The organism is Pantoea sp. CFSAN033090 (assembly GCF_001264395.1).
Classification (GTDB): domain Bacteria; phylum Pseudomonadota; class Gammaproteobacteria; order Enterobacterales; family Enterobacteriaceae; genus Pantoea; species Pantoea agglomerans.
This window is the reverse complement of record NZ_LGYX01000001.1, coordinates 309,002-334,856: the sequence shown is the minus strand read 5'-3', so window position 1 is coordinate 334,856 and position 25,855 is coordinate 309,002. Positions and strand designations below refer to the sequence as shown.

Here is a 25,855-nt window from a genome sequence, read left to right as displayed (position 1 = left end):
GCATAAAATTTCAAATCATTGCGAAAATCTCCCCTATCGACCTTTCTCACCCCGCACAACAACATCCTGCGCTGACCCGGCGCGATAAAGTGGAATCAGCTGACCACAAGGGGATGATATGTCGCGACTACAACTTAACGATAGCGATCTGCTGCGCCAGCAGGCGCTGTTTAATGGACGCTGGCAGGATGCGCATCAGGGCGCCACGCTGCCGGTTACCGATCCCGCCACGGGCGAAACCCTGGCGACGATTCCGGCACTGGGTCGGGCAGAAACCGGGCAGGCGATAGCTTATGCGGAAACGGTGCGCATCAGCTGGGGCAAAACCACCAATGCCAGCCGTGCCGCGCTGCTGGAAAAGTGGCATCAACTGATTATTGAACACGCTGACGACCTGGCGATTATCATGACCGCCGAGCAGGGCAAACCGCTGGCGGAAGCCAGAGGCGAAGTGCTCTATGGAGCCAGCTTCGTGAAATGGTTCGCGGAAGAGGCACGCCGCATCTATGGCGACACCATTCCCGCGCCCAGCGAGGACCGGCGAATCCTGGTGCTGAAACAGCCGGTAGGCGTTGCCGCCGCGATCACGCCGTGGAACTTCCCGATTGCGATGATCACCCGCAAGGTGGCGCCCGCGCTGGCCGCCGGATGCCCGATTATTGTTAAGCCTTCCGAGTTAACACCGCTGTCGGCGCTGGCACTGGCGGTGCTGGCAGAGCGCGCGGGCTTCCCGTCCGGCGTGCTGCAGGTGCTGACCGGCCTGCCCACGGAGATTGGCGCGACGCTGACTGAAAGCCGCACGGTACGTAAAATCTCCTTTACCGGTTCAACCCGCATCGGACAGTTACTGATGCAACAGAGCGCCGACAGCATCAAGCGCCTGAGTCTGGAGCTGGGTGGCAACGCGCCGCTGATCGTGTTTGATGATGCCGATATTGAGATTGCCGTCGCGGGGGTCATGCTCAGCAAGTTCCGCAACGCAGGACAAACCTGCGTCTGCGCTAACCGCATCCTGGTGCAGCGAAGTATCTATCCGCGTTTCACCGCCCGGTTGCTGGAGGCGGTCGCCACCCTGAAAGTGGGGGATGGTTTTGCGCCCGACAGCACTATTGGTCCCTTGATCAACAGCCGCGCGGTGGAGAAAGTGAACGGTCATATTGATGATGCGCTCAGTCAGGGTGCAACGCTGCTGACCGGCGGCATCAGCCAGGGCAACGGGACCTTTGTGCAGCCCACGGTGCTCGGTGAGGTCACCGTCACCATGCGCATCGCCCATGAAGAGACGTTTGGTCCGGTCGCGCCGCTGTTTATCTTCGATGATGAAGAGGAGGCGATCGCGATGGCAAATGACACGCCCTACGGCCTGGGTGCCTATTTCTTTACCGAGAACATCCGGCGCGCATGGCGGGTAGCGGAGGCGCTGGAGTTTGGCATGGTCGGCTTTAATACCGGCGCAATTTCCCTGGAGGTCGCGCCGTTTGGCGGCGTGAAACTCTCCGGTATTGGCCGGGAGGGTTCCCGCTACGGAATTGATGAATATCTGGAACAGAAAACATTTCACATTGGCAGTCTGTAACTAAAAATGAAAAGAGCCAGCCGGATAATCCGGCTGGCTTTTTTTTGCCTGAGGCTCCGTAAAAACTTACCGGCGTCAAATAATTGTTCTGAAAAATTAAAGAATTTATCAGGGATGTGAAGCGGGTCGTTAAATCGGCGGATCATGTGAACCGGATTGAGCCGCCTGACCCGAAATATCCGCTTTGGTGCAATTTCCGTGCAGGTTGCACCAGCAGGGCGCATAAATTTTGTGAAGTAAATCATCTGTTTAATTGTTCGGCAATTCCGCAAAAAATCCCCCGCCAATACGGCAGAAAATTTTTTTGCACTGTTTTAAACGCATTTTTATTTTTTGCCCGGCTGGCATACTTTCTGCATTAGCTTATTAACAGCGCAGAAACCGGCAGTTTTAAACGCTAATAAACCAGCAACTGATGGGTGTAACAAATAAGGAATTCTTCCATGTTAAGTTTCGACCCGGAAAAAGTTTCTCTCCCGACTGGCCATTATATTGGCGGCCAGCACTGCCAGAGCCAGGGCGCATCCTTTGAGGTTAAACGTCCCTCGGATGGCAGGGTTTATGCCACGCTGCAGGACGCCACGCCGCAGGATGTCGATCGTGCCGTGACTGTGGCGCATCAGGCGCTGAAAAGCAGCGGCTGGTCCGGTTGTCCGCCGCGCGAACGCGGACGGATACTGCGCCGCTGGGCCGATCTGATTGAGCAGGACGCGCTGCTGGCACAGCTGGAGGCGCTGGGCTCCACCCGGCCGATCAATGACGTGGTGCTGCACGAAATTCCTTTTACCGCCGAAGCGATTCGCTTCTATGCCGAATGCGCTGACAAATACAGCGGGGATCTCTTTCCCACCCGCGACAGCAGCCTGGGCATGCTGATTGCCGAACCTTATGGCGTTATCGCCGCGATTACCCCGTGGAATTTCCCGCTGTCGATGGCGTCGTGGAAATGCGGACCGGCGCTGGCGGCGGGCAATGCGGTGGTGCTTAAACCCTCTGAACTGACCCCGTTTTCTACCGTACGCATGGCCGAACTGGCCATTCAGGCGGGCTTGCCGGCCGGCGTGCTGAACATTGTCCAGGGCAGTGGCGCGGTGACCGGCAGTGCACTGGTAAAACATCCGCTGGTGCGCAAAGTCTCGTTTACCGGCTCGACCCTGACTGGCGCGCGCATCATGAGCGATGCCGCGCAAAACGGCATGAAGCCGGTGACGCTGGAGCTGGGCGGCAAAAGTCCGCAACTGGTGTTTGATGACGCGGGTGACCTTGAGGTGCTGGCCCAGCGGATTCTGCGCGGCTTCACCGCCAACGGCGGTCAGGCCTGCGTGGCGGGCACCCGTCTTATTGTGCAGCGCAACATTGCCGATCCGCTGGTTGAGCGGCTGGCTCAGCTCTGCCGGGAGGTTAAACCGGGCGTCACCTGGCAGGAGGGCAGCCGCTACGCGCCGCTGATCGACGAACGACAGGGCAACAAAGTCTGCTCGGTTATTGAGGCGGCAAAAGCGCAGGGCGCAGAAGTGCTGGTGGGCGGTGAGCGTTTTGCCGACACCGACGACGGCTGGTTCTGGCAGCCCACGCTGCTGAGTCACGTGACGCAGGATAACCCGGCGGTCCAGCAGGAGATTTTTGGTCCGGTGCTGACGGTGCAGACGTTTGATGATGAAGAGCAGGGACTGGCGATGGCCGCCCATGACACCTATGGCCTCTGCGCCGGTGTTCACACCCTGAGTCTGCCGCGCGCGCTGCGGGCAATGCGCGCCATTGACGCGGGCACCGTCTGGATCAACCGCTATGGACGCTCCGGCGACTTCATCATTCCGACCGGTGGCTTTCTCGGCTCCGGCATTGGTAAAGATTTAGGCCGCCAGGCGTTTCAGGCCTGCCAGCGCCAGAAGAGTGTACTCATCGATTTCTAAGCGCAAATGACAATGACGAGGGTGTTACATGGCACTGTTTAAACCGAAATTCATCACGTTTGACTGTTACGGCACGCTGATTCGCTTCGATATGGCGGGTGCCGCGCAGCGCTGTTTCAGCGACCGCGTCGACCCGGACGCAATGCACGCATTTACCACCGACTTTTCCAGCTACCGGCTGGATGAGGTGCTCGGCGCGTGGAAACCCTATTACGACGTGGTGAGTAATGCCCTGCAGCGCACCTGCAAAAAGTGGGGCGTCCGCTGGGACAAAGCCGACAGCGACTTTATCTACACCGACTGCGCCAGCTGGGGTCCGCATCCCGACGTGCCCGCCGGGCTGGCAAAGGTGGCTAAGGAGTTTCCGCTGGTGCTGCTGACCAACTCGATGAAAGACCTGATCCCGCATCACGAACCGCGTCTGGGCGCACCAATCTATATGGCTATCACGGCAGAAGAGACGGGAGCCTACAAACCACAGATGAAGGGCTTCGAGTACATGCTGGATAAGCTCGGCTGCGGCCCGGAGGAGATCCTGCACGTCTCCTCCAGCTTCCGCTATGACCTGATGACTGCCCACGATCTCGGCATCAAAAACAAAGTCTGGGTCAATCGCGGTCATGAACCGGCGAATCCGTATTACCAGTACACCGAAATCAACGATATCGGCGGCCTGCCTGGCGTCGTCGGACTCTGAGGAATACTCCATGAAACTGGAATCGTTCTGGCAGGCCACCGCTCCGGCCTTTACCGGTGCCGCACGCGAACCGCTGCCCGCACAGGCGGACGTGGTGGTGATTGGCGGTGGCTTCACCGGCATCTCGGCGGCCCTGAACCTGGCGCGCAGCGGCATCAGCGTGGTGCTGCTTGAGAGTGGCGACGTGATGAGTCAGGCCTCGGCGCGCAACGGCGGCCACTGCAACACCGGTGTGGCGCAGAACTTCGCCTCGCTGGTGGCGAGCCAGGGTCTGGAGCAGGCCAGCCGCTTCTACCGGGCGTTTGATGAGGCGGTGAGCTATGTCCAGCAACTGATCCAGGATGAAGCGATCGACTGCGACTTCCGGCTGTGCGGCAAACTCAAGCTCGCCAGCAAAGCGTCGCATGTGGCCGGGCTGCAGGAAGCGTATGAGCTGATGCGCCGTACCGTTGACCCGGAGATCGAACTGCTCGACAAAACGGCGGTACGCGACGAGATCGCCAGCGATAACTTTCATGGCGGCCTGCTGCAGAAACGGGGCGGTCAGATGCACATGGGCAAGTTCGGCGTCGGGCTGGCTGAGGCCGCCGCCCGCAGCGGCGCGAAGATTTTCCCGCACCACGCCGTGACGAAGTTAGAACGCCTGAAGGGTTATCAGCATCGGGTAGAGACCGCGCAGGGCACCATTCTGGCGGATAAAGTGCTGATGGCGACCGGCTGCTCCAACGTCGGCCCTTTTCCCTGGTTTCAGCGCCGCATTGTGCCGGTTGGCAGCTTTATCGTGGTGACGGAGGCGCTCGACCCGGCGCTGCTGCGCCAGGTGCTGCCAAACGATCGCACCTACGTCACCTCACTGAATATCGGCAACTACTTCCGTACCACGGCCGATCGCCGTTTGGTGTTTGGCGGGCGGGCGCGGTTTGCCGTCAGCAACCCGACGTCGGACTCGCGTAGCGGTGAGATCCTGCGCAGGGCGATGACACAGATGCTGCCACAGCTCGGCCAGTCGCAGGTGGATTACTGCTGGGGCGGTATGGTCGACATGACCGCCGACCGTCTGCCGCACGCGGGTGAACAGGATGGCCTCTTCTATTCACTGGGCTACAGCGGTCACGGTACCCAGATGTCGGTGTGGATGGGACGCGTCATGGCCAGTCTGCTGGCTGAAAAGCGCACTGAAAATCCCTGGCAGCGCGACACATGGCCCGCGTTGCCCGGCTATCACGGCAAGCCATGGTTTTTACCGCTCGCAGGACTCTATTACAAAGCAAAGGATCGCCTTTCATAACGTCCCGTCGGGTGCTGACCGCCAGGTTATCAGCACCGCCAGAACATGATCCCCGGTTCGCCTGACTATTGAGGGTACAGAGATGAGTAAATTTGATAATAACGACGCTGATGCGGTAAATCCGGCACTGACGCGCATGATCACCGAAGGCTCACTTTCACGCCGCAGCCTGATGAAAATGCTCTCAGCCGGTGCGGTGATGAGCAGCGGCCTGATCACTTTTTCAGGGGCGGCACTGGCGGACGACAAGCCGGTCAGGGGCGGTAAACTGCGGGCGGCGATGTCGAATGCCTCGGCCACCGATACACTTGATCCGGCCAAAAGTAACAACAGTGCGGATTACACCCGCCAGTTCATGTTCTATAGCGGCCTGACCGAGCTGGATAAAAACCTGATGGCGCAACCCGCGCTGGCCGAATCGCTGGAATCCAGCGACGGCATTACCTGGCATATCAAACTGCGTAAGGGGGTCACTTTCCATGATGGCAAACCGCTGACCGCCAAAGATGTCATCTACTCGCTCAGCCGTCACAAAGATCCGGCCATCGCCTCTATCGCCTTTAAGCTGGCCGATCAGTTCAAAACCTTCAGCGCGGTCAATGATAATGAGGTGCAGCTGGAGCTGAGCAGCGCCAACTTCGACGTCCCTTATATGCTGGCGACGCCGCCGTTTCTGATCGTGCCGGACGGCACCAAAGATTTCAGCAAAGGCATCGGCACTGGTCCTTTTGTCTGCAAAGCCTTTATGCCGGGTGTGCGCACCATCGGTACCAAAAATCCCAACTACTACAAGCCTGGTCTGCCACATCTGGATGAGGTAGAGCTGATTGGCGTCACCGACGGCGCCGCGCGCGTTAATGCCCTGATGTCGGGCGATCTGCAGATGGTCTCCACGCTGACCGCTGCCGACTGCAAGCGCATCAAAGCCAGCAGCGAATTTGGCGTGCTGGAGAGTAAATCGGGCATGTACACCAACCTGATTATCCGCACCGATGTAAAGCCGGGTAACAACGAAGATTTCGTGCTGGCGATGAAATATCTGCAACCACGTGAAATGCTGGTGAAAACGGTGCTGCAGGGTTACGGCGACGTCAGTAATGACACCCCGGTGCCGCCGTGGCATCCGCTCTATAACGCCGATCTCAAACCGCGTGCGCTGGACATTGAAAAAGCGAAGTTCCACATCAAAAAAGCGGGCATGGTGGGCTCCACGGTGGAGATTATCACCACGCCGAATATCGAAGGGGCAAATGAAGGCGGTCAGATGATCCAGCAGATGGCGCGCGGGGCAGGGCTGAACATCAAAGTGCGACGTGTGCCGTATGACGGTTACTGGTCTTCGCACTGGATGAAAGATCCGGTGGGATATGGCTCGATAAATCCGCGTCCGACGCTCGACATGCTCTTCTCACAGTTTTATCTCTCTACCGCACCGAATAACGAATCGGGCTGGAAAAACCCTCAGTTTGATCAGCTGGTGGTCGCGGCACGCGGTGAGCGCGATCAGGCGAAACGCAAGCAGATGTATGGCGACATGCAGACGCTGATTTATGACCACTGCGGCACCCTTATCCCGACCTTTATCAGCTCCACGGATGGCTACAACAAAAAGGTCAAAGGGGTGGAGGCCTGGCCGTCGGGCATGATGATGGGCTATCGCTTCCATGAGTTTGCGTGGCTGAGTGCCTGATACGTTATTTGAGGAAGGAGTACGCCGATGAACCGATACATGCTGTTCCTGATTGCCCGGCGAATTGGCGCCGGCATCCTGACTTTGCTTATCGTCTCGGCGGTGGTGTTTTTCATCACCAGCCTGCTGCCGGGCGACGCAGCGCAGATGATCCTCGGCCAGAACGCCACGCCGGAAACGGTGGCGGCGTTACGGCAGCAGCTGGGTCTCGATCAGCCTTTGCTGATGCGCTACTTCCACTGGCTGACAGGCATGGTGCAGGGCGACTTTGGCACCTCGTTTGCCAGCCATTTGCCGGTCGCGCAGCTGGTGGCGCAGCGCATTCCCGCCACCTTTGAACTGGCGGGTATCACCACGCTGATCTGCGTGCCGCTGGCGCTGATTATCGGCATTATTGCGGCGATGAATCGCGGTTCCCGGCTCGATCGGGCGCTGGTCATCGGCACCATGGCGACGGTTGCCGTGCCGGAGTTTCTGGTGGCGACGGTGGCGGTGCTGATTTTTGCCGTCAAGCTGCACTGGGTCTCGGCGATGTCGTTCGGCAGCCCGGATAGCGACCTGCTGAGTTACCTCAAAGCCTATGCGCTGCCGGTGCTGACACTCTGCTGCGTGCTGGTGGCGCAGATGGCACGTATGACGCGGGCAGCCATTATCAACCAGCTCGACAGTCCTTATCTGGAGATGGCGCTGCTGAAAGGGGTTTCACCGCTGAGAGCGGTGCTGCGTCACGCACTGCCTAACGCGGTCGGCCCCATCGCCAATGCCATTTCACTCAGCCTCTCCTATCTGTTTGGCGGGGTAATCATCATCGAAACCATCTTCAGCTATCCCGGTCTCGCCAGCCAGCTGGTGGATGCGGTCAGTAACCGCGACCTGCCGGTGGTGCAGCTCTGCGTGATGCTGTTCGCCGCCTGCTATCTGGTCCTGCTGCTGGCGGCAGACATTCTGACTATCGCCTTTAACCCGAAATGGAGAAGCGCATGAATATTCTCTCGTTGCCCTGGCGTTTCTTACAGTCGCTCTCCTGGTCGGGACGGCTGGGTCTGATCATGTCGCTGTTCTGGCTGCTGATGGCGGTATTCGGCACCCCGCTGGCCCCGCACAGCATTGATGACATCGGCGGCGGCCCGCTGATGGGCGGCCTGACGTCCGATAACCTGTTAGGCACCGACTACCTTGGGCGCGACATGCTGAGCCGCATTCTCTATGGCGCGAAGTTCTCTATCGGTCTGGCGCTGAGTGCGGCGCTGCTGGCCAGCCTGATCGGCACGCTGCTGGCGCTGCTGGCAGCGGTGGCGGGGCGCTGGCTGGAGGAGGTACTGGGCCGCGTCAACGACGCGCTGCTGGTACTGCCGGGTAAAGTGCTGTCGCTGATGATAGTCGCGGTATTTGGCTCCTCACTGCCAATGCTGATCCTCACGGCGGTCTTCACCTACTGGCCGGGCGCATTCCGTATCGCGTTTGCCATGGCCAGCTCGCTACGCAGCATGGACTACGTCCGGGCGTCACGGCTGCGGGGCGAAAGCCGCTGGTATATCGCCATTCACGATATCCTGCCCAATATGGTGCACCCGATGCTGACTGACTTTGGTCTGCGCTTTGTCTACATCGTGCTGCTGCTGAGCGGCCTGAGCTTCCTCGGTCTGGGTGTTCAGCCGCCCTACGCCGACTGGGGCACGCTGGTGCGTGAAAATATGCAGGGGCTGTTTGACGGCTCGCCTGCGGTGCTGATGCCCGCGCTGGCGATTGCCAGCCTGACCATTGGCGCCAACCTGTTTATTGACAGCCTGCAGGCGATGCGTCCGATGACGCTGGCGAAGGAGGGAGCATGAACGTGACACCACATACCGCCATGCCGGTGATTTCGGTGGATAAACTGCGCGTCACTGCGCAGACCGATCGCGGCGAAGAGATCGACCTGGTTTCCGACATTCACTTTACCGTGCAGAAGGGCGAAGTGCTGGCGCTGATTGGCGAATCCGGCTCAGGTAAAACCACTATCGCGATGGCGCTGATGGGTTACGCCCGCAGCGGGTGTCGCATCGCCGACGGCAACATTCACGTTGCCGGCACCGACGTTAACAGCCTGACGCCGGGGCAGTTGCGCGCTTTCCGTGGCAACAAAGTCGCCTATATCGCCCAGAGCGCGGCAGCGTCGTTTAATCCGGGCATGAAGATCCTCGACCAGGTGATTGAGCCGGTGGTTATCCACGGCACCCTGACCCGCAAAGCGGCAAAAGCCAAAGCGATTGAGCTGTTCCGCGAACTGGCGCTGCCCAACCCCGAGACCATTGGTGACCGCTTCCCGCACCAGGTGTCGGGCGGTCAGTTGCAGCGTCTGATGACGGCGATGGCGCTGATTGGCGATCCTGACGTGGTAATCCTTGATGAACCTACTACCGCGCTGGATGTGACCACGCAGGTGGAAGTGCTGAAGGCGTTTCGCCGCGTGGTGGTGCAGCGCGGCGTCACGGCGATTTACGTCAGTCACGATTTAGCCGTGGTGGCGCAGATGGCAGACCGGATACTGGTGCTACTGCGCGGCAAAATGGCGGAGTATGGCAGCACCGCGCATCTGATCGGCGCACCGCAGGCGGAGTACACCCGCTTACTGATGGAGGCGGCGCGGCAGAAAGAGCGGCCCAGCAACTGGTGCCCGGTTGCCGCCGATATTCAGCCGCTGCTTGAGGTGCGCGACCTCAGCGCAGGTTATGGTCCGCGTGGCAGCGATGGCTACCCGAAAATACGCATTCTGGAGGATATCAATCTCAGGCTGTGGAAAGGGCAGGCGATTGGCATCATCGGTGAGTCAGGCTCAGGCAAAACCACTCTGGCGCATGCCATAGCCGGACTCAACGCTCCAAGCCACGGCCATATTCTGTTTAACGGCCACTACATCTCGGGCGATATGCAAAAACGGCCTGACAATGAGCTGCGCCGCATTCAGTATGTGTTCCAGATGGCAGACACCGCGCTGAACCCGGCCCACAGCGTTGAACGCATCCTGTCGCGTCCGTTGACGCTGTTTCACGGTCTGAGCGGTGCGGCCCGACAGCAGCGGCTTTATCAGCTGCTGGATCTGGTGCAGCTCCCGCGCAGCGTGCTGTGGCGGCGTCCCTGGGCGCTCTCCGGCGGGCAGAAGCAGCGCGTCAATCTGGCGCGCGCACTGGCGGCTGAGCCGGATCTGATTCTGTGTGATGAAGTGACCTCGGCGCTGGATACAGTGGTTGCCGCTGCCGTCCTCGACTTAATCAGCGAACTGCGCCGCGAACTGGGACTCTCGGTGATCTTCATCAGCCACGACATGCATGCGGTACGCGCGGTATGTGATGAAATCGTAGTGATGAAGAGCGGTCGTATCGTCACCCAGCTGGCGCGCAGCGACTACGACAAGCCGACCAGCGAGTTGTATTTCGAGCGGCTGAAACGCGCGGTGCCGGAGCTGCGTCAGGGCTGGCTGGATGAGCATGAAGAGATTTTAAAAGCAGAGTGAGTTGCCTGAAGCAACGGGCACCCTGATTAATCCGCCTGCACAGCACTGATGTACTGCGCGGGCGGCACGGGTCAAGGCACCGCGGCGATATCGCCCTGTGCCAGACCAGATACTGACAACAGAGGTAGTCTTGTTATGCCTGCACCGATTCGTTATGTACAGGACAGTGCGAATTTTCCCGATTCCGCCGATGTAGTGGTGATTGGCGCCGGTATCGCCGGAGCCGCCGCCACCTGGGAGCTGGCGAAGCAGGGACTGAAGGTCGTGCTAATCGAAAAAGGCCTGGTAGGAGCGGAGCAGTCGAGCCGTAACTGGGGCTGGTGTCGCCAGCAGAACCGCGATGAACGTGAATTGCCGCTGATTATTTATGCGCTGCAACGCTGGGGTGAGCTTAACGATGAAACCGGCGAAGAGCTGGGTTTCCGCCGCAGCGGGCTGGTTTACGCCACGCAGGAAGAGTCGGACATCGCGGCCTGGGATAAGTGGATCCAGATGGCAAAAGGCTATGGCGTGCGCAGTTCGATTCTCACGGCGGAGCAGGCCAAAGCGATGACGCCCGGCAGCACCACAAGCTGGCGGGGCGGTCTCTCAGCGCCTACCGACGGTCACGCCGAACCACGGCTGGCCGCGCCCGGGCTGGTGGCGGGCGCGCTGAAAAAAGGCGCACTGCTGTTTCAGCAGTGCGCGGTGCGCGGGCTGGATATCGCCGCCGGACGGGTCAGCGGCGTCTGGACCGAGCGCGGCCTGATCAAAACCAGCCGGGTGATCTGTGCCGCCGGGGCCTGGACCTCCATGTTCTGCCGTCGTCACGGTATCGATCTGCCGCTGGGCAACGTGATTGGTACCGCCTTCCGCACGCAGCCCATTGAGCAGGCGATTGCCATGCCACTCTACACACCTGGATTTGCCTGTCGGCCACAAATGGACGGCAGTTACACCGTCTCCGTCTCGGGTCGCGGTCGGCTGGAACCTGGCGCGCAGGGGCTGCGCTATGCCCGCCAGTTCTATCCGACCTTTAAAAGCCGCCGCAAGAATCTCACCCTGAATCTTGGCCTGTCGCCGTTCTTCAATGGCCCGGAAGCGATGGGTGGCTGGGCATTTGACTGCGAGTCGCCGTTTGAGCGCATGCGCATTCTCGATCCGGCAGCCGATGCAACGATCGTGGAAGAGGGACTGGCGGCGATGCGGCGTGAATACCCGGCGCTGGCGAACCTGCGGCTGGCGCAGTCCTGGGGCGGCATGATTGACAGCACCCCGGACGCGATTCCGGTGATCTCCACCGTGGCGAAACTGCCGGGGCTGGTGCTCTCGGCGGGCTACAGCGCCCACGGCTTCGGTATCGGACCGGGTGCCGGACGACTGGCAGCCGATCTGACGACCGAAGCCACGCCAGTTGTTGATCCCACCCCTTATCGCTACAGCCGTCTGGTTGACGGCAGCGGACTTGAAACGCCAGGCATGATGTAAGGAGACCTGCAATGAGCCTGAAAATACGCGCAATGACGCCGGACGATATCGACCACTGTTTCACCTTAACGCAGGCACTGAAATGGCCCCACCGACGTGAAGACTGGCAGCTGGCGCTGCAGCTGGGCGAGGGTACGGTGATTGAAGAGCAGGGCAAGCTGATAGCGAGCGCGGTGCTCTGGCGCTGGGGCGAGCACGCCGCCACGCTGGGACTGGTAATCGTCGATAACCAGCAGCAGGGGCGCGGCCTGGGCAAACAGCTGATGCTGGCGCAACTGGAAAAATTACCCGACTGTAACGTGCGTCTGCACGCCACCGAAATGGGCAAAGGTTTGTATGAAAAACTTGGGTTTGTCAGTTGCGGTGAAATTCGCCAGCACCAGACCCGCGAAGTGACCACCCTTCCAGACGTCGTGATCCCGGCGGGACTGCAGCTGCGTCCGGCAATACTGGCCGATCACGCCACACTGGTGACGCTGGATCAGCAGGCGCACGGCATGCATCGTCCGGCACTGTTCGACCACCTGCTGCGCGACTGCCAGACGGTGCTGTTGCAGGATGACCATCAGCAAATTCAGGGCTTCGCCAGCCTGCGCCGCTTTGGTCACGGCTGGGCGATAGGCCCGATCATCGCGGGAGACTTCGCGGTAGCCCAGGCGCTGGTCGCCTCGCTGATGCAGTCGCTGCAGGGGGAATTTCTGCGCATTGACACCGATGCCTCTCTGCCGATGGCCGCCTGGCTACAAAGCCTCGGCATCCCTCAGGTCGATGCGCCTGCGACTATGGTGCGCGGCACGCCCTGGACGCCGCAGGGTATGCAGGCGTTTGGACTGATGACGCAGGCGATGGCCTGATGCATATCGTCTATAAATCGGAGCCGGAACGTGGCCGCATCTGGCAGCGCTGGCTGGCAGCGCATGCGCCTGACATTCAGCTGCATATCTGGCCTGAGACCGGCGATCCAGAGCAGGTTGAGGCGCTGGTCGCCTGGCAGCCACCGGCTGACATCACCGTGCTTTTCCCCCGGCTGAAACTACTGTTCTCCGTGGGTGCCGGGGCCGATCAGTTTGACCTTGGCGCGCTGCCGCCCGACCTGCCGGTGATCAGGATGATCGAGCCAGGCCTGACCCAGGGCATGGTGGAGTATGTCACCTTCGCGGTACTCGGCCTGCATCGCGACATGCCGCGCTATTTTCATCAGCAACGCCAGCAGCAGTGGCTGACACACGCGGTATTACCTGCCGCGCAGCGTCGGGTAGGCGTCATGGGGCTGGGCGAACTGGGCCAGGCCGCATTGCAACAGCTGGTGGCGCTGGGCTTTGACTGCGCTGGCTGGAGCCGCACACCGCGCCAGATTCCCGGCGTCCGCTGCTGGCACGGTGACGATCAGCTCGGGGCGTTTCTGGCGCACAGCGAGATTCTGGTCTGCCTGCTGCCGCTGACTGACACCACACAGGGTTTGCTTAACCGCACCCTGTTTAATCAGCTACCACAGGGCGCGGCGCTGGTGCAGGCCGGGCGCGGCCCCCAGCTGAATCAGGACGATCTGCTGCAGGCGCTGGAGAGCGGGCAGCTCCGTGCCGCCGTGATAGATGTGACCGACCCGGAGCCGTTACCGCCGGATCATCCCTTCTGGCACCATCCCGCCATCTGGCTCACACCCCACATCGCCAGCCAGACGCAGAATGAGAGCGCCATTGCGGCACTGCTGGAAAATCTGCGGCGCTATCAGCGTGGCGAGCCGCTGCACGGTGAGATTGACCGTTCGCGAGGATATTAAGATGGAACATCTGGTGGCATTGCGCCGCGACCTGCATGCGCACCCGGAACTGGGCTTTCAGGAGCAGCGCACCAGCGACATCGTGGCGAACTTTCTGCAACAGCTGGGCATTGAGGTGCATCGCGGCATCGGTAAAACCGGCGTGGTCGGGATACTGAAAAAGGGCAGCAGTGAACGCATGATTGGCCTGCGGGCTGATATGGATGCGCTGCCGATGCAGGATCAGAGCGGCACCGACTGGCAAAGCCGCGCGGAGCAGGTGAGCCACGCCTGCGGCCACGATGGTCACACCGTGATGCTGCTGGGAGCCGCAGAAAAACTGGCGCGCGACGTCAGCTTTGATGGCAGCGTCTGCTTTATCTTCCAGCCCGCCGAAGAGGGGCTGGCGGGCGCAAAGGCGATGATTGACGATGGCCTCTTCAGCCGCTTTCCCTGCGAGGCGGTCTACGCCATTCACAACTGGCCGGAACTGCCGCTCGGCCAGGTACAGACCCGCCCTGGCGCGATCATGGCAGCGGCTGACCGTTTTGATATCCGGGTACTGGGCGGAGGCGGTCATGCCGCGCAGCCGCATCTGACGCGCGATACTCTGCTGGCGACCAGCGAGCTGGTGGTGCAGCTGAATACTCTGGTCTCACGCGCGCTGGATCCGTGCGAAACGGCGCTGCTCACCGTCACCCGGATGCAGGGCGGCTTTTCGCACAACATGATCCCGGCGGAGGCGAACATCACCGGCACGGTGCGCACTTTCAGCCCTGCAGCGCAGGCGACGATTGAAGCACGACTGCGTCAGATGGCGGAGCACATCACCGCCGCCCACGGTTTGCACGCAGAGGTCAGCTATCTGCGCTACTACCCGGCGACCCTGAACAGTAATGCTGAAGCGCAGTTTTGCCTGCAGGCGCTGACGCAGGCGGGCATTAAGGCTGAGGCCGCGCCCCAGCCCGCACTTACCTCAGAAGATTTTGCTTTTATGCTGCAGGCGCGGCCCGGTGCCTATCTGTGGCTGGGGTCGGCACCCTGCAAGCCGCTGCATCATGCTGCATACGACTTCAACGATGCGCTGATCCCGCATGGCGTTAACGTTTTTGTCACGCTGATTCGTCAGGCGCTGGCAGAGAAATTTCCCTGCTGAATGCCGCAGGATTTTGACAGGAAATGCCGCTGTCTGAGGAATTACGGCAGCGTGACAAACCAGCGGGTTGCGATACTTGAGCCAACCGAACGTTACGTGGATGAGGGTTTAAAATGCAGAATGTCATGGCAGAGCAGCAAGCATACTCCGATAACAGCCTGTTACTGGATGCACGCGAGCAGAACGTGCCGCGCGGCGTAGTTACCGCCCATCCGCTGGTGATCGAACGCGCCAGAGGCAGTGAAGTGTGGGACGTGGAGGGCAATCGCTATCTCGACTTTGTCGGCGGCATCGGGGTGCTGAATGTCGGCCACAATCACCCGGCGGTGGTCAATGCGGTGACCCGCCAGCTCGGTCTGGTGTCTCATGCCTGCTTTCAGGTGGTGGCCTATCCGGGCTACATCGAGCTGGCGCAGCGGCTGAACAAACTGGTGGGCGGCGATGAGGCGTACAAAAGCGTCTTCTTTACCAGCGGCGCCGAAGCGGTGGAAAATGCGGTGAAGATTGCCCGCTCACACACCCAGCGCTCTGGCATTATCGCTTTTGATGGTGCGTTTCATGGCCGCACCCTGCTGGGTATCACCCTGACCGGCATGTCCGCGCCTTACAAACAGAATTTTGGCCCGTTCCCCGGCGATATTTACCGTCTGCCCTTCCCGAACCCGCTGCACGGTATTACTGAAGCGGACTGCCTGAAAGCGCTGGATCAGCTGTTTGCGGTGCAGATCCTGCCGGAGCGGGTCGCGGCGATTATCATTGAGCCGGTTCAGGGTGACGGCGGCTTCCTGCCCGCTGGCCCGGCATTTATGCAGGCGCTGCGTCGCATCACCAGCCAGCACGGTATTCTGCTGATTTGTGATGAAATCCAGTCCGGCTTCGGGCGTACCGGCACGATGTTCGCCTTCCAGCAACTGGGTATTAAACCCGATTTAGTCACGCTGGCGAAAAGCCTTGGCGGCGGTCTGCCGATTTCCGGCGTGGTGGGGCGTGCAGAGATCATGGATGCACCGACGCCTGGCGGGTTAGGCGGTACTTATGGCGGCAACGCACTGGCCTGTGCGGCGGCGCTGGCGGTACTGGATCTGTTTGAGCAGGAAAACCTGTTGCAGCGCTCCTGCCAGCTTGGTGAGCAACTCAATGCACGACTGCGGCAACTGGCGGATAAATATGCCTGCATCGGTGACGTCCGCGGCGTGGGCTTTATGCAGGCGGTGGAGATCCTCGATTTCGAAACCGGTCGCCCGGATGCGGCCTTAACCCAGAAGATCCTCGACAGCGCCTGTCAGGAAGGATTGCTGCTGATCAAATGCGGCCTGCATCGCAACACCATCCGTTTCCTGGCGCCGCTGGTCACTACCGACTCACAGCTGGAAGAGGCTCTGCATATCTTCGATATTGCGCTGGCCCGCGCCACAGGCCGGTTGGGGTAAAGTGCGATTCCTCATTGATATTGTTAAAGTAATTTGAAAATCTCCCGCTGGTATAACCACTGCGAAGCGCTGGCGCGTTTACGGTAAAGCGTGATATACCTTCGGGAGGTTCTGCACATTTAATTAAGCGTCTATCCCATCAGGCTATTTCATTTGTCAGTCTGAACCTGGTCAGTGCTTACAATCCTCACGTACGCCATGTACGCGCCGGTTGTTGCGCGCTGTCCGTCTCCAGACTGCCTGCAACAATGACGCCTGGCGGGACAGGCTCTGACAATGAGGGGGGTGCTATGAACGGCTTAATGAAACTCGACCGCATCGACATCAACATCCTGGTGCAACTCCAGAAAGATGGCCGTATCAGCAACGTTAACCTCGCCGACGCCGTAGGCCTTTCGCCCAGTCCCTGTCTGCAACGGGTCAAACGTCTGGAACAGGCTGGTTTTATCACCGGTTATGAAGCGCACATTAATCTCACCCGCATTACCGATTCGGTGACGGTCTTTACCGAAGTCACTCTGTCAGGCCATCGCCGCGAAGACTTTATGAAATTTGAAAGTGCGATGCGCGACGTCGATGAGCTGATGGAGTGCCATCTGATTACCGGCGGCTATGACTATTTGCTGCGCTTTATTACCCGCAGCATTGAACATTACCAGGAAGTGATTGAGAAGATGCTCGACGCTCAGATCGGCATCGATAAATACTTCAGCTATATCGTGATCAAATCCCCGATCATGAAAAGCAGCGTGCCGTTGCGATCGCTGATCGGCAAGCACAATTCGGTGGAGTTCGGCGTGTAACGGGCGGCCAGGCGTCGCCCTCGCCATGTTTACCGGTGGAGAGAGGGCCGTCACCTGCCTGTATCTGTCTGCTCTTTCGCGATTCACACCAGCCGCACTTATGTTCGCCCATCCGCTTCACTTCTCCCGTTAATCTGCAAGATGCCCCCTCAGCATAAAATTTCTTCATGACGCAAAATTCAGTCGCAACAACCGGTTCTGTAGCGCGCTACAGCCTCAACCGTTGGGCGAACCCTTTTACACTGTTTTCAACCGATACAAGGAGTTGTCATGGACTCATTACAGATTGCTGACCAGCAGTGGCAGCGCGAGGCGTTCACTGTCTCCACCAGCCGCCAGCGGCTCGACCTGGCGTGGATCCACATCCAGCTGGCGGAGAAGTCCTACTGGGCCAAAGGCCAGCCGCTGGCCAAAACCGTGCGGGCGATTGCCGGTTCGCTGCCGTTTGGCCTCTATCACCAGCAGAGACAGATTGGTTTTGCCCGCCTCATCACCGACTACACCCGGTTTGGCTGGCTGTGCGACGTGATGATTGATGAAAACTGGCGCGGTCACGGGCTGGGCAGCTGGCTGGCAACCTGCGTCCGTGAACACCCGGAGCTGCAAACGGTGCATCGCTGGATGCTCTCAACCCAGGATGCCCATCAGGTCTATCAGCGGCTCGGCTGGCGTGTGGTGCAGCATCCCGAGGCACTGATGGAATTTCCCCCTTCCTGACACTGGAGTTACCCCGATATGCGATACCGCGTTGGCGTGGATATTGGCGGATCCTTTACCGATTTCGCCGTGCTCGATCAGCAAACGAACCAGATTCACACCCTGAAAGTCCTGTCACGACCGGATCAGCCAGGCAGCGAAATCGTTACCGGGCTGGCGCAGTTTCAGCAGCATCAGGGTATTGACCCCGCTGAGATTGGCTACTTCACCCACGGCACCACGGTAGGTATTAACGCGGTGATCCAGCGGCGCGGCGTGCGGCTGGCACTGTTCGCCACGGAGGGCTTCTGCGATGTCCTGGAGCTGGCCCGGCTTAAAATTCCGCATATCCACGATCTTTTCTCCCGGCGTCCTGCTCCGCTGATCACCCGCGATCGGGTGTTTGCCATCCGTGAACGCAGCGACGCGCACGGCAACGTGTTGCAACCGCCTGATCGTCAGAGCGTGCTCGACGCAATCGCTCAGGCACGCGCCGCAGGCTGTCAGGGCATTGTGGTGTCGCTGCTGCACAGCTATCGCAACCGGCACAATGAAGCGGCGGTGAAGGCGATTATCGACGAGGTGGCACCCGAGCTGCTGACCTCCTGTTCCGCTGACATCTGGCCGATCATCCGTGAATATGAACGCACCATTACCGCCACCATTAATGCCTACGTGCAGCCGATGGTGATCCACTACCTGGAATCCTTTGAGCAGGCGCTGCAACGGCTCGGCGTCAGGCCGCCGCCACGCATCACCAAATCCAACGGCGGGGTGATGGGCGTCGATCAGGCGAAACGCGAATGCGTGCAGATGGTGCTCTCCGGCACCGCATCCGGGGTGATTGGTGCCAGCTATCTCGCCAGCGCCTGTGGTTTTGACAAAATCCTCAGCCTGGATATCGGTGGCACCAGCGCCGACGTGGCGGTGATCATCGACGGCAAAGTGGCACAGGGCAACGGCGAAATCATCGGGGATTTCCCGATCTTTATTCCTTCTGTCGCCGTCACTTCGGTGGGTCAGGGCGGCGGCTCGCTGGCGTGGATCGATGGTCAGGGCGTGCTGCAGATGGGCCCGGACAGTGCCGGATCGCTGCCTGGCCCGGTCTGCTTCCAGCGCGGCGGCACGCAACCCACTGCCACCGATGCGTTCGCCGCCTGCGGCATGATGGGCCATGGCGCGCTGGGTTATAACGCCGTCACTGTTGATGTGGACGCCGCCTGTGCGGCCTGGCAGCCGCTGGCGGATGCGCTTGGCGTCACGGTGCAGGAAACGGCAGAAACCGCCATCCAGCTGGCGATCTCCAGCATGTACAGCGACACCAGCGGGCTGCTGTCGCGCTTTGGTCTCGATCCGCGTGAATTCTGGTTCCTCGCCTTTGGCGGAGCGGGTCCGATGATGGGCTGCTTTCTGGCCCGCGAACTGAATATGAAAGGGGTGATTGTGCCGCCGACGCCGGGCGTGCTGTCCGCGCTGGGCGGGCTGGTGGCGGACATTCGTAACGACTTTATCCGCACACTCTACGGCGATCTGACGCCCGCCCTGGCCGACACCCTGGCCAGTGAAGCCGAAGCATTACAGCAGCGCGCCTGTGGCTGGCTGGCACAGGAGCACGGCAGCGACATGCCTTACAGCCTGCAGTTCAGCGCGGATATGCGCTATCGCGGTCAGTCGTTTGAGATCGACGTACCGCTGGAGGCGAACTGGCTGGCGCAGGCGGATTTCACTGCGCTGCATGACGCCTTTGATCGCCAGCACCAGCAGCTGTTTGGTCACTTTGACCCGCAGGCGCTGGTGCAGTTGATCAACCTGCGGCTGGTGATTGCCTCACCGACGCCGAAACCGGTGATTAACCCACTGGCTCCGGCCACGGAACCGGTGCCGGTACTGAAACAGACCAGGGCGTGGATCGACGGCGGCTGGCATCAGGTTGATTTAGTGCTGCGTTCAGTGCTGCGTGCCGGACATCAGCTCAGTGGCCCGGTCATCATCGCCCAGGATGACTGCACCACCTGCGTGCCGCCCGGCATGGGCGTCACGGTCGATTCATTCGGTAATCTGCTGATCACGGCGAACGAGGCATAACATGGCGATTGATGGACGTAACTTACAGATCCTGGCGAACTACTGCGCCGCGGCTGCCGATGCGATGGCCTTTACCCTGATGCGCACGGCGCACTCCACCTTTGTGAAAGAGACGGAAGATTTCTCCTGCCAGATTGTCAGCCGCAGCGGCCTGGCGTTCGCCTCGCCGCGCAGCTTCGGCGCCCCCTGGTACAGCGGCATCGACTATGCGCCGGTACTGGCGCTGATTGAAGAGTATGCTGACGGCGACATCTGCATTACCAACGACGCCTACGCCGGCAACGTGGCGACCCACTCGCCCGATATCCACATCTGGAAACCGGTGTTCCACCAGGGTGAAATTGTCTGCTTCGTGGTGGGCCACATTCATAACACCGACGTCGGCGGCGCGGTGCCTGCCTCGCTGTCGCGCTCGCTGACCGATATCGTGCAGGAGGGGATTCGCATCCCGCCGCTGAAGATCATGCGGCAGGGTCAGCTCAACGAAGAGGTCGCCAGCATCATGCGGCTCAATGTGCGGGTGCCGGATCAGAACTGGGGCGATTTCAAAGCCCAGCTGGCGTCGGTGAACGTCGGCGAGCGTAAAATCCACGACATTATTGCCCGCTTTGGCATCGCCGATTTTTTGCAGGGCATTGAGGGCATTCTCGATTACGCCGAAGCGCAGGCGCGCAGCATTATCAAAACCATTCCCGACGGGGAATACTTCTATGCCGACTACGCCGATGAAGATGGCGAGGGCGGTTATCCCTGCCGTATCGCCATTACTCTGCGGGTGCAGGGCGATCAGCTGGAGCTGGACTACACCGGCAGCGATCCGCAGCTGGCCTCGTCGCTGAATATGCCGACTGGCGGACGTGAGCGGCATCCGCTGGCGCTGGTGGGTGTTACCTATGTGCTCTCTACGCTGGACCGTTCACTGCTGCTTAACGCCGGTACGCTGCGACCCACCCGGGCAATCCTGCCGCCTGGCACGGTCATGAACTGTGAAGCGCCCGCAGCGGTAGGGATGCGCTCGCTGACCTGTGCACTGTCGCAGATTGCCACTATCGGCGTCTTCTCGCTGGCGATGCCGGAGCGTTTGCCCGCGAATTCACCGGGCGGCAACTCAATCATGAACATCCGTACCCAGACGCAGAATCGCAGCGTGGTTGCCTCGCTGGGTCCGGTGGGCGGCGGCGCGGGCGGCACGCCGCGTCACGACGGGCCTGACGGCTCCGGCGGTCTTTCAGCCTTTCTGAAAAACACCCCAATTGAGATCAACGAAGCGGAAGTGCCGATCCGCTTTCATCGCTACGGACTGGCCCAGGACAGCGCCGGAGCCGGTCGCTATCGCGGCGGTTTAGCCACCGAAATGGCATTTGAGATTTTCTCGCCCAATACCACCATTACCGCGCGCAACCGTAACCGATCGGTGTTTGCCTCGGCGGGCGTCGTCGGCGGCCAGAGTGGGGCGCTCTCTTACTTCCGTACCCGGCGCGACGGTGAGGTCATCAATCACGGCAACACTGATGTGATCCAATGCCTGCCGGGTGATGTGGTTGAAGTGCGCGGACCCGGCGCGGGCGGTTATGGCCTGCCGACACAGCGCGATGCCGATGCGGTGATGCAGGATGTGCGCTGCGGTTATCTCAGCGTCGCGGCAGCCAGGACGCAGTATGGCGTGGTGGTGGTTGATCACCACGTGGATCGGGCAGCAACGGAGTACCTGCGCACCACGATGCCGCAGCAGGCTGCGCACCATTTTGAGCACGGCGAAGCACGGAGTCGCTTCGAAACGCTCTGGACGCCACAGCGTTATCAGTTACTGACCGCCTTTCTGGCAAGCGCGCCGGTGAGCTGGCGTCACTTCCTGAAAACCCAGGTATTCCGGGCGGTGGCAGAGATAGGCGAAACGGCGGATATGGCACAAATATTCAGTGATTTGCGTCAGCGATACCCGGCAATGGCGAACAATTAACGGCGATTGCCCATCGTCTACTACGCTTTAAGTCTGCATGGACTACAAGGGGAAACGCGACGATGAGCATGAAAACCAGTGATTTTTTTGTCCAGCGCCTGAAAGAGTGGGGCGTCACACGCATCTATGGCTATCCGGGAGATGGCATCAATGGGGTGCTGGGCGCCATTCAGCGTGCTAACGCCAAAGGCGACGGCATCGAATTTATTCAGGTACGCCACGAAGAGATGGCGGCCTTTATGGCGGCCGGACACGCCAAATTCACCGGTGAGCTGGGCGTCTGCCTCTCTACCGGCGGGCCCGGCGCGACCCATCTGCTGACGGGACTCTATGACGCCAAAATGGATCATGCCCCGGTGCTGGCGATTGCCGGACAGGCGGAAGCGACCGCGCGCGGCTCCAGTTATCAGCAGGAGATGAACCTGGATCGCATCTTCTCGGACGTTGCCAACTTCGTTCAGGAAGCTTCGACTTCAACCCAGGTTCGCCATCTGCTCGACCGGGGCGTGCGCATCGCCAAAGCGCAAAACGGCGTGGCGGTGATCATCATCCCTAAAGATATTCAGGATGAAGAGTGGCAGCCGCCGCAGCATCTGCACGGTTTTACCCATTCCGGCAGCGGCTATCAGCGTCCCAAAGTGATCCCTTATGAAGCGGATCTGCAACGCGCCGCTGAGGTGCTGAACGCCGGCAAAAAAGTGGCGATTCTGATTGGCGCAGGCGCACGTAACGCCGCCGTCGAGGTGGTACAGGTCGCCAATGTGCTGGGTGCGGGCGTGGCAAAAGCGCTGCTGGGCAAAGATGTGCTGCCGGACGATGCGCCGTTTGTGACCGGTTCGATTGGCCTGCTGGGCACGAAGCCCTCATCCGATTTAATGCAGAACTGCGACACCCTGCTGATGATCGGCAGCGGCTTCCCGTGGACGGAGTTCCTGCCGGAAGAGGGCAAGGCGCGTGCGGTGCAGATAGACATCGATCCCGCCATGCTCGGCCTGCGCTATCCTAGCGAAGTGAACCTGCATGGCGATGCGGCTGAAACCCTGCGCGCCCTGCTGCCGCTGCTGGAGCATAAAGAGGATCGCAGCTGGCAGGAAGATATTGCGCTTCAGGTGCGCGACTGGTGGACGCTGATGGAAGAGCGCGCCATGGCACCGGCTAATCCGGTCAACCCGCAGCGGGTGGTGTGGGAGATGTCGCCACAACTGCCGGATAACGCCATTGTCACCTCGGACTCTGGTTCCTGTGCCAACTGGTTCGCCCGCGACTATCGGGTTAAGCAGGGTCAGCGCGCCTCGCTCTCCGGTGGCCTGGCCTGTATGGGCGCGGCGGTGCCTTATGCGATTGCCGCAAAATTTGCCCATCCCGATAAACCGGTAGTGGCGCTGGTGGGTGACGGTGCGATGCAGATGAACAATATGGCGGAGCTGATCACCATCCAGAAATACTGGCAGCAGTGGGCCGATCCACGCCTGATCGTCTGCGTGTTCAACAACCAGGATCTCAATCAGGTCACCTGGGAGCAGCGGGTCATGGAGGGCAATCCCCGCTTTGACGCCTCGCAGCAACTGCCGGACGTGAAGTATGCCGAGTTTGCGCAGTCGCTGGGGATGGTCGGTATTTTTGTCGATAATCCTGACGATCTGGCGGCGGCCTGGCAGCGTGCGCTCAGCGCCGATCGCCCGGTATTGCTGGAGGTGAAAACCGATCCGGAAGTTGCCCCGTTACCGCCGCACATCACCTTTAAACAGGCGAAAGCCTTTATGGCGTCGATGGTGAAAGGCGATCGCGGTGCGGCACAGATCATCAGCGACACCGCCAGCCAGCTGTTCAATAAAAAGCATTAAGGGCTAAGTGGGGCGGTCGCGCCTCGCTAACCTTAAATCCCGGATGCACTCGCGTCCGGGTCTCCAGTCACTTCATCATCAACGGGAGTCTTACCATGACTGCTCACTCCAGCCCTGTCTGGTTAATATCGGGATGTTCGACCGGATTTGGTCGTGAACTGGCGCAGCAGACCATCGCGCGTGGTTTTAAGGTCGTCGTGACGGCACGTGATACCTCTTCCATTGCCGATCTGGTTGAGGGACACGACAACGCGCTGGCAGTAGCGCTGGATGTGACCCACCAGGCGAGCATCGACCAGGCCGTCAAAGTGGCACTGGACAGGTTCGGCACCATTGATGTGCTGGTAAACAACGCCGGTTACGGCTATCAGAGCTCGGTGGAAGAGGGTGTGGAAAGCGAAATCCGCGCGCAGTTTGACGCCAACGTCTTTGGCCTGTTTGCCCTGACCCGCGCCGTGCTGCCCGCGATGAGAAAGGCGCGCAGCGGCCACGTTATCAACATTACCTCGGTGGCAGGCTTAATTGGCTTTGCCAGCTCAGGCTACTACTCTGCCAGCAAACATGCGGTGGAAGGCTGGTCAGATTCGCTGGCGCTGGAAGCGGGACCGCTGGGCATTCGCGTCACCTGTGTCGAGCCAGGTCCGTTCCGCACCGACTGGGCCGGACGCTCACTGCATCAGACGCCGAGCACGCTGCCGGACTATGCAGAGACCGCAGCCGCGCGCATGAAAGCCACCGCCGAGTACAGCGGCACGCAGAAGGGCGATCCGGCGCGGGCCGCCACGGCGATGATTGCCATCACTGAGCATGATAACCCGCCACGCCATCTGGTGATGGGTGCCTGGGGCCATGATGCCGTAACCAGTAAGCTTAAAGAGCGGCTGGCTGAGATCGAAGCGTGGAAACAGACGTCGGTGGAGACGGATTTTCCGGAGTAGAGGTGAGTTGCGGGTGGCGGAAAGCCGTCCGCGAGTGAGCCAGAAGTTGATAAAAATACGAAAGGCCCGTTATCGGGCCTTTAAGCGTTAAGCGCTGATCTTAGCTTTCTGCATTTCGCGCGCATTCAGCTCTTTCAACTTGCGGCGTAACAGGGCAGACGACGAGCGTTTTTTCCTCTGAGCTAACTGGGCTTTAATGGCGGGCAGATCGGGTCTGGCCAGCCATTCAGCAATCAATAGTGCCCTTAACTCCTTATACCTGGTTTCGACCGGAGCCAAAGGGGTTGTTTCATCGTGTTTATTGTAAAACGACATAGTAAGCTCTCCCTGTAGTCACTACTTTATAAGCCCGGAAACAGTCCGGGATTAAAGGTTGCGGCGCTTTCTTTGGCAACCCTGTCCGGCGATTGTAGCGTAGTTCATTTTTTAACCCAAGCAAAGCATCGTAGATCTCCTCAAGGGGTGTCGGGCGATTGCGGTCAACGATCTCTCCTGATGCAGCCTGGAAAACAAAACCGCCTATAAAGAAGCTTTCATGGTGTGCCATTAACGCCAGGAGTACGCTTTTGAAAACGACAGCACTGCCTAATCCTGCAAAGCTGATATGGCGGAAATCGCCCAGGCACTCCAGACCATCGAACACGTCAAAACAGACTTCAGCCAGCCCGTTAACCGGAAAGGCGATACCGGGTGGCATCCGGTATCCGATGCGGTTAAAGGTCTGTTCATCTATCCGGTCGCCAACGATGACGGTGTAAGTCTCATTACCGACAACAAACACGTAGCTGTGATAAACCTGACGATCATAAATGAATCTTTTTCGTCTGATTTCGTAGTTTTCGAGATAAATATCTTCTTCAATGCGCACTTATCATCCCTGCAGGCTGCATGTGAATTTTTAAGCCGTGATTTTTTAGTGCCTGCTCAGACCGGTCAAACATCCCTGGTAAAAATGTGGTTATTCATTCCAGCATATCGGCCGCTGTTGCTGATAACCGACATCGTTTTATAAACCAGCCCGCAAACCATTCAGCTATTACGCCCCCTTATCGCGCAGCCC

Annotated in this window: 21 protein-coding genes; 19 read left to right on the top strand and 2 right to left on the bottom strand. The window is 59.8% G+C overall.

All coding sequences use genetic code 11. The annotated features are described in order from the left end of the window. Positions 1–118: 118 nt before the first annotated feature. From AFL22_RS01585 to AFL22_RS01490, 19 genes are all read left to right on the top strand, one after another. Positions 119–1,576: an NAD-dependent succinate-semialdehyde dehydrogenase gene (locus tag AFL22_RS01585; RefSeq protein ID WP_052270636.1), complete on the top strand. Its 1,458-nt coding sequence runs from the start codon at positions 119–121 to the stop codon at positions 1,574–1,576. A 443-nt stretch (positions 1,577–2,019) separates the two neighbouring features. Beyond that, on the top strand, positions 2,020–3,489 hold the full coding sequence (locus AFL22_RS01575; protein WP_052270635.1) for an aldehyde dehydrogenase family protein: 1,470 nt from the start codon (positions 2,020–2,022) through the stop codon (positions 3,487–3,489). Between the two features lie 28 nt (positions 3,490–3,517). After that, positions 3,518–4,186: a haloacid dehalogenase type II gene (locus AFL22_RS01570; RefSeq protein ID WP_010247881.1), complete on the top strand. Its 669-nt coding sequence runs from the start codon at positions 3,518–3,520 to the stop codon at positions 4,184–4,186. 10 nt (positions 4,187–4,196) lie between these two features. Next, the gene (locus AFL22_RS01565; RefSeq protein WP_052270634.1) at positions 4,197–5,474 is read left to right on the top strand and encodes an FAD-binding oxidoreductase; all 1,278 of its coding nucleotides are present in this window, start codon (positions 4,197–4,199) and stop codon (positions 5,472–5,474) included. A gap of 82 nt (positions 5,475–5,556) precedes the next feature. Further along, positions 5,557–7,164, top strand: coding sequence for an ABC transporter substrate-binding protein (locus AFL22_RS01560; RefSeq protein ID WP_052270633.1), 1,608 nt, complete (start codon positions 5,557–5,559; stop codon positions 7,162–7,164). A 27-nt stretch (positions 7,165–7,191) separates the two neighbouring features. Further along, positions 7,192–8,148 carry an ABC transporter permease gene (locus AFL22_RS01555; RefSeq protein WP_052270632.1) on the top strand — a complete coding sequence of 319 codons (957 nt, stop codon included), beginning with the start codon at positions 7,192–7,194 and terminating at the stop codon, positions 8,146–8,148. Then, the gene (locus AFL22_RS01550; RefSeq protein ID WP_010247873.1) at positions 8,145–8,996 is read left to right on the top strand and encodes an ABC transporter permease; all 852 of its coding nucleotides are present in this window, start codon (positions 8,145–8,147) and stop codon (positions 8,994–8,996) included. Before AFL22_RS01555 ends, AFL22_RS01550 begins: the two co-directional genes overlap by 4 nt. Beyond that, entirely contained in the window at positions 8,993–10,657 is a 1,665-nt protein-coding gene (locus tag AFL22_RS01545) for an ABC transporter ATP-binding protein (RefSeq protein ID WP_033788375.1), read from the top strand. Before AFL22_RS01550 ends, AFL22_RS01545 begins: the two co-directional genes overlap by 4 nt. A gap of 135 nt (positions 10,658–10,792) precedes the next feature. Beyond that, positions 10,793–12,124 carry an FAD-binding oxidoreductase gene (locus AFL22_RS01540; protein WP_052270631.1) on the top strand — a complete coding sequence of 444 codons (1,332 nt, stop codon included), beginning with the start codon at positions 10,793–10,795 and terminating at the stop codon, positions 12,122–12,124. Positions 12,125–12,135: 11 nt separating this feature from the next. After that, positions 12,136–12,978 (top strand): GNAT family N-acetyltransferase, encoded by an 843-nt coding sequence (locus AFL22_RS01535; protein WP_052270630.1) that lies wholly within the window; start codon positions 12,136–12,138, stop codon positions 12,976–12,978. Then, positions 12,978–13,904 carry a glyoxylate/hydroxypyruvate reductase A gene (locus AFL22_RS01530; protein WP_052270629.1) on the top strand — a complete coding sequence of 309 codons (927 nt, stop codon included), beginning with the start codon at positions 12,978–12,980 and terminating at the stop codon, positions 13,902–13,904. Before AFL22_RS01535 ends, AFL22_RS01530 begins: the two co-directional genes overlap by 1 nt. A 1-nt stretch (position 13,905) precedes the next feature. Next, entirely contained in the window at positions 13,906–15,039 is a 1,134-nt protein-coding gene (locus tag AFL22_RS01525) for a M20 aminoacylase family protein (protein WP_033767683.1), read from the top strand. A 113-nt stretch (positions 15,040–15,152) separates the two neighbouring features. Further along, the gene (gene gabT, locus AFL22_RS01520; RefSeq protein ID WP_010670905.1) at positions 15,153–16,469 is read left to right on the top strand and encodes a 4-aminobutyrate--2-oxoglutarate transaminase; all 1,317 of its coding nucleotides are present in this window, start codon (positions 15,153–15,155) and stop codon (positions 16,467–16,469) included. A 290-nt stretch (positions 16,470–16,759) separates the two neighbouring features. Then, entirely contained in the window at positions 16,760–17,272 is a 513-nt protein-coding gene (locus AFL22_RS01515) for an Lrp/AsnC family transcriptional regulator (RefSeq protein ID WP_010247853.1), read from the top strand. A 270-nt stretch (positions 17,273–17,542) separates the two neighbouring features. Next, positions 17,543–17,989 (top strand): GNAT family N-acetyltransferase, encoded by a 447-nt coding sequence (locus tag AFL22_RS01510; protein ID WP_033772121.1) that lies wholly within the window; start codon positions 17,543–17,545, stop codon positions 17,987–17,989. Positions 17,990–18,007: 18 nt separating this feature from the next. Beyond that, positions 18,008–20,053: a hydantoinase/oxoprolinase family protein gene (locus tag AFL22_RS01505; protein WP_052270628.1), complete on the top strand. Its 2,046-nt coding sequence runs from the start codon at positions 18,008–18,010 to the stop codon at positions 20,051–20,053. A 1-nt stretch (position 20,054) separates the two neighbouring features. Beyond that, entirely contained in the window at positions 20,055–22,013 is a 1,959-nt protein-coding gene (locus AFL22_RS01500; protein WP_052270627.1) for a hydantoinase B/oxoprolinase family protein, read from the top strand. 62 nt (positions 22,014–22,075) lie between these two features. Then, complete coding sequence (locus AFL22_RS01495; protein ID WP_033767679.1) at positions 22,076–23,857, top strand: thiamine pyrophosphate-requiring protein; 1,782 nt, start codon at positions 22,076–22,078, stop codon at positions 23,855–23,857. A gap of 95 nt (positions 23,858–23,952) precedes the next feature. After that, a complete protein-coding gene (locus AFL22_RS01490; RefSeq protein ID WP_033758272.1) occupies positions 23,953–24,795 on the top strand; it encodes an oxidoreductase in 843 nt (280 codons plus the stop codon). Between the two features lie 87 nt (positions 24,796–24,882). Here the strand turns inward: AFL22_RS01490 and AFL22_RS01485 are convergent, their stop codons facing one another. Both AFL22_RS01485 and AFL22_RS23035 read right to left on the bottom strand, forming a co-directional pair. After that, positions 24,883–25,110, bottom strand: coding sequence for a hypothetical protein (locus AFL22_RS01485; RefSeq protein WP_029519618.1), 228 nt, complete (start codon positions 25,108–25,110; stop codon positions 24,883–24,885). Continuing rightward, a complete protein-coding gene (locus tag AFL22_RS23035) occupies positions 25,094–25,663 on the bottom strand; it encodes a hypothetical protein (RefSeq protein WP_072123792.1) in 570 nt (189 codons plus the stop codon). The genes AFL22_RS01485 and AFL22_RS23035 overlap by 17 nt, the downstream gene beginning before the upstream one ends. Between the last annotated feature and the right edge of the window lie 192 nt (positions 25,664–25,855).

Bases quoted from the DNA above. Each gene is read 5' to 3' on its own strand.
- AFL22_RS01560 (WP_052270633.1), top strand. From the start codon at position 5,557: ATGAGTAAATTTGATAATAACGACGCTGATGCGGTAAATCCGGCACTG.
- AFL22_RS01490 (WP_033758272.1), top strand. From the start codon at position 23,953: ATGACTGCTCACTCCAGCCCTGTCTGGTTAATATCGGGATGTTCGACC.
- AFL22_RS01515 (WP_010247853.1), top strand. From the start codon at position 16,760: ATGAACGGCTTAATGAAACTCGACCGCATCGACATCAACATCCTGGTG.
- gabT (WP_010670905.1), top strand. From the start codon at position 15,153: ATGCAGAATGTCATGGCAGAGCAGCAAGCATACTCCGATAACAGCCTG.
- AFL22_RS01495 (WP_033767679.1), top strand. From the start codon at position 22,076: ATGAGCATGAAAACCAGTGATTTTTTTGTCCAGCGCCTGAAAGAGTGG.
- AFL22_RS01530 (WP_052270629.1), top strand. From the start codon at position 12,978: ATGCATATCGTCTATAAATCGGAGCCGGAACGTGGCCGCATCTGGCAG.
- AFL22_RS01510 (WP_033772121.1), top strand. From the start codon at position 17,543: ATGGACTCATTACAGATTGCTGACCAGCAGTGGCAGCGCGAGGCGTTC.
- AFL22_RS01540 (WP_052270631.1), top strand. From the start codon at position 10,793: ATGCCTGCACCGATTCGTTATGTACAGGACAGTGCGAATTTTCCCGAT.
- AFL22_RS01535 (WP_052270630.1), top strand. From the start codon at position 12,136: ATGAGCCTGAAAATACGCGCAATGACGCCGGACGATATCGACCACTGT.
- AFL22_RS01505 (WP_052270628.1), top strand. From the start codon at position 18,008: ATGCGATACCGCGTTGGCGTGGATATTGGCGGATCCTTTACCGATTTC.
- AFL22_RS01570 (WP_010247881.1), top strand. From the start codon at position 3,518: ATGGCACTGTTTAAACCGAAATTCATCACGTTTGACTGTTACGGCACG.
- AFL22_RS01585 (WP_052270636.1), top strand. From the start codon at position 119: ATGTCGCGACTACAACTTAACGATAGCGATCTGCTGCGCCAGCAGGCG.
- AFL22_RS01500 (WP_052270627.1), top strand. From the start codon at position 20,055: ATGGCGATTGATGGACGTAACTTACAGATCCTGGCGAACTACTGCGCC.
- AFL22_RS01575 (WP_052270635.1), top strand. From the start codon at position 2,020: ATGTTAAGTTTCGACCCGGAAAAAGTTTCTCTCCCGACTGGCCATTAT.
- AFL22_RS01565 (WP_052270634.1), top strand. From the start codon at position 4,197: ATGAAACTGGAATCGTTCTGGCAGGCCACCGCTCCGGCCTTTACCGGT.
- AFL22_RS01550 (WP_010247873.1), top strand. From the start codon at position 8,145: ATGAATATTCTCTCGTTGCCCTGGCGTTTCTTACAGTCGCTCTCCTGG.
- AFL22_RS01525 (WP_033767683.1), top strand. From the start codon at position 13,906: ATGGAACATCTGGTGGCATTGCGCCGCGACCTGCATGCGCACCCGGAA.
- AFL22_RS01555 (WP_052270632.1), top strand. From the start codon at position 7,192: ATGAACCGATACATGCTGTTCCTGATTGCCCGGCGAATTGGCGCCGGC.
- AFL22_RS01545 (WP_033788375.1), top strand. From the start codon at position 8,993: ATGAACGTGACACCACATACCGCCATGCCGGTGATTTCGGTGGATAAA.
- AFL22_RS01485 (WP_029519618.1), bottom strand. From the start codon at position 25,110: ATGTCGTTTTACAATAAACACGATGAAACAACCCCTTTGGCTCCGGTC.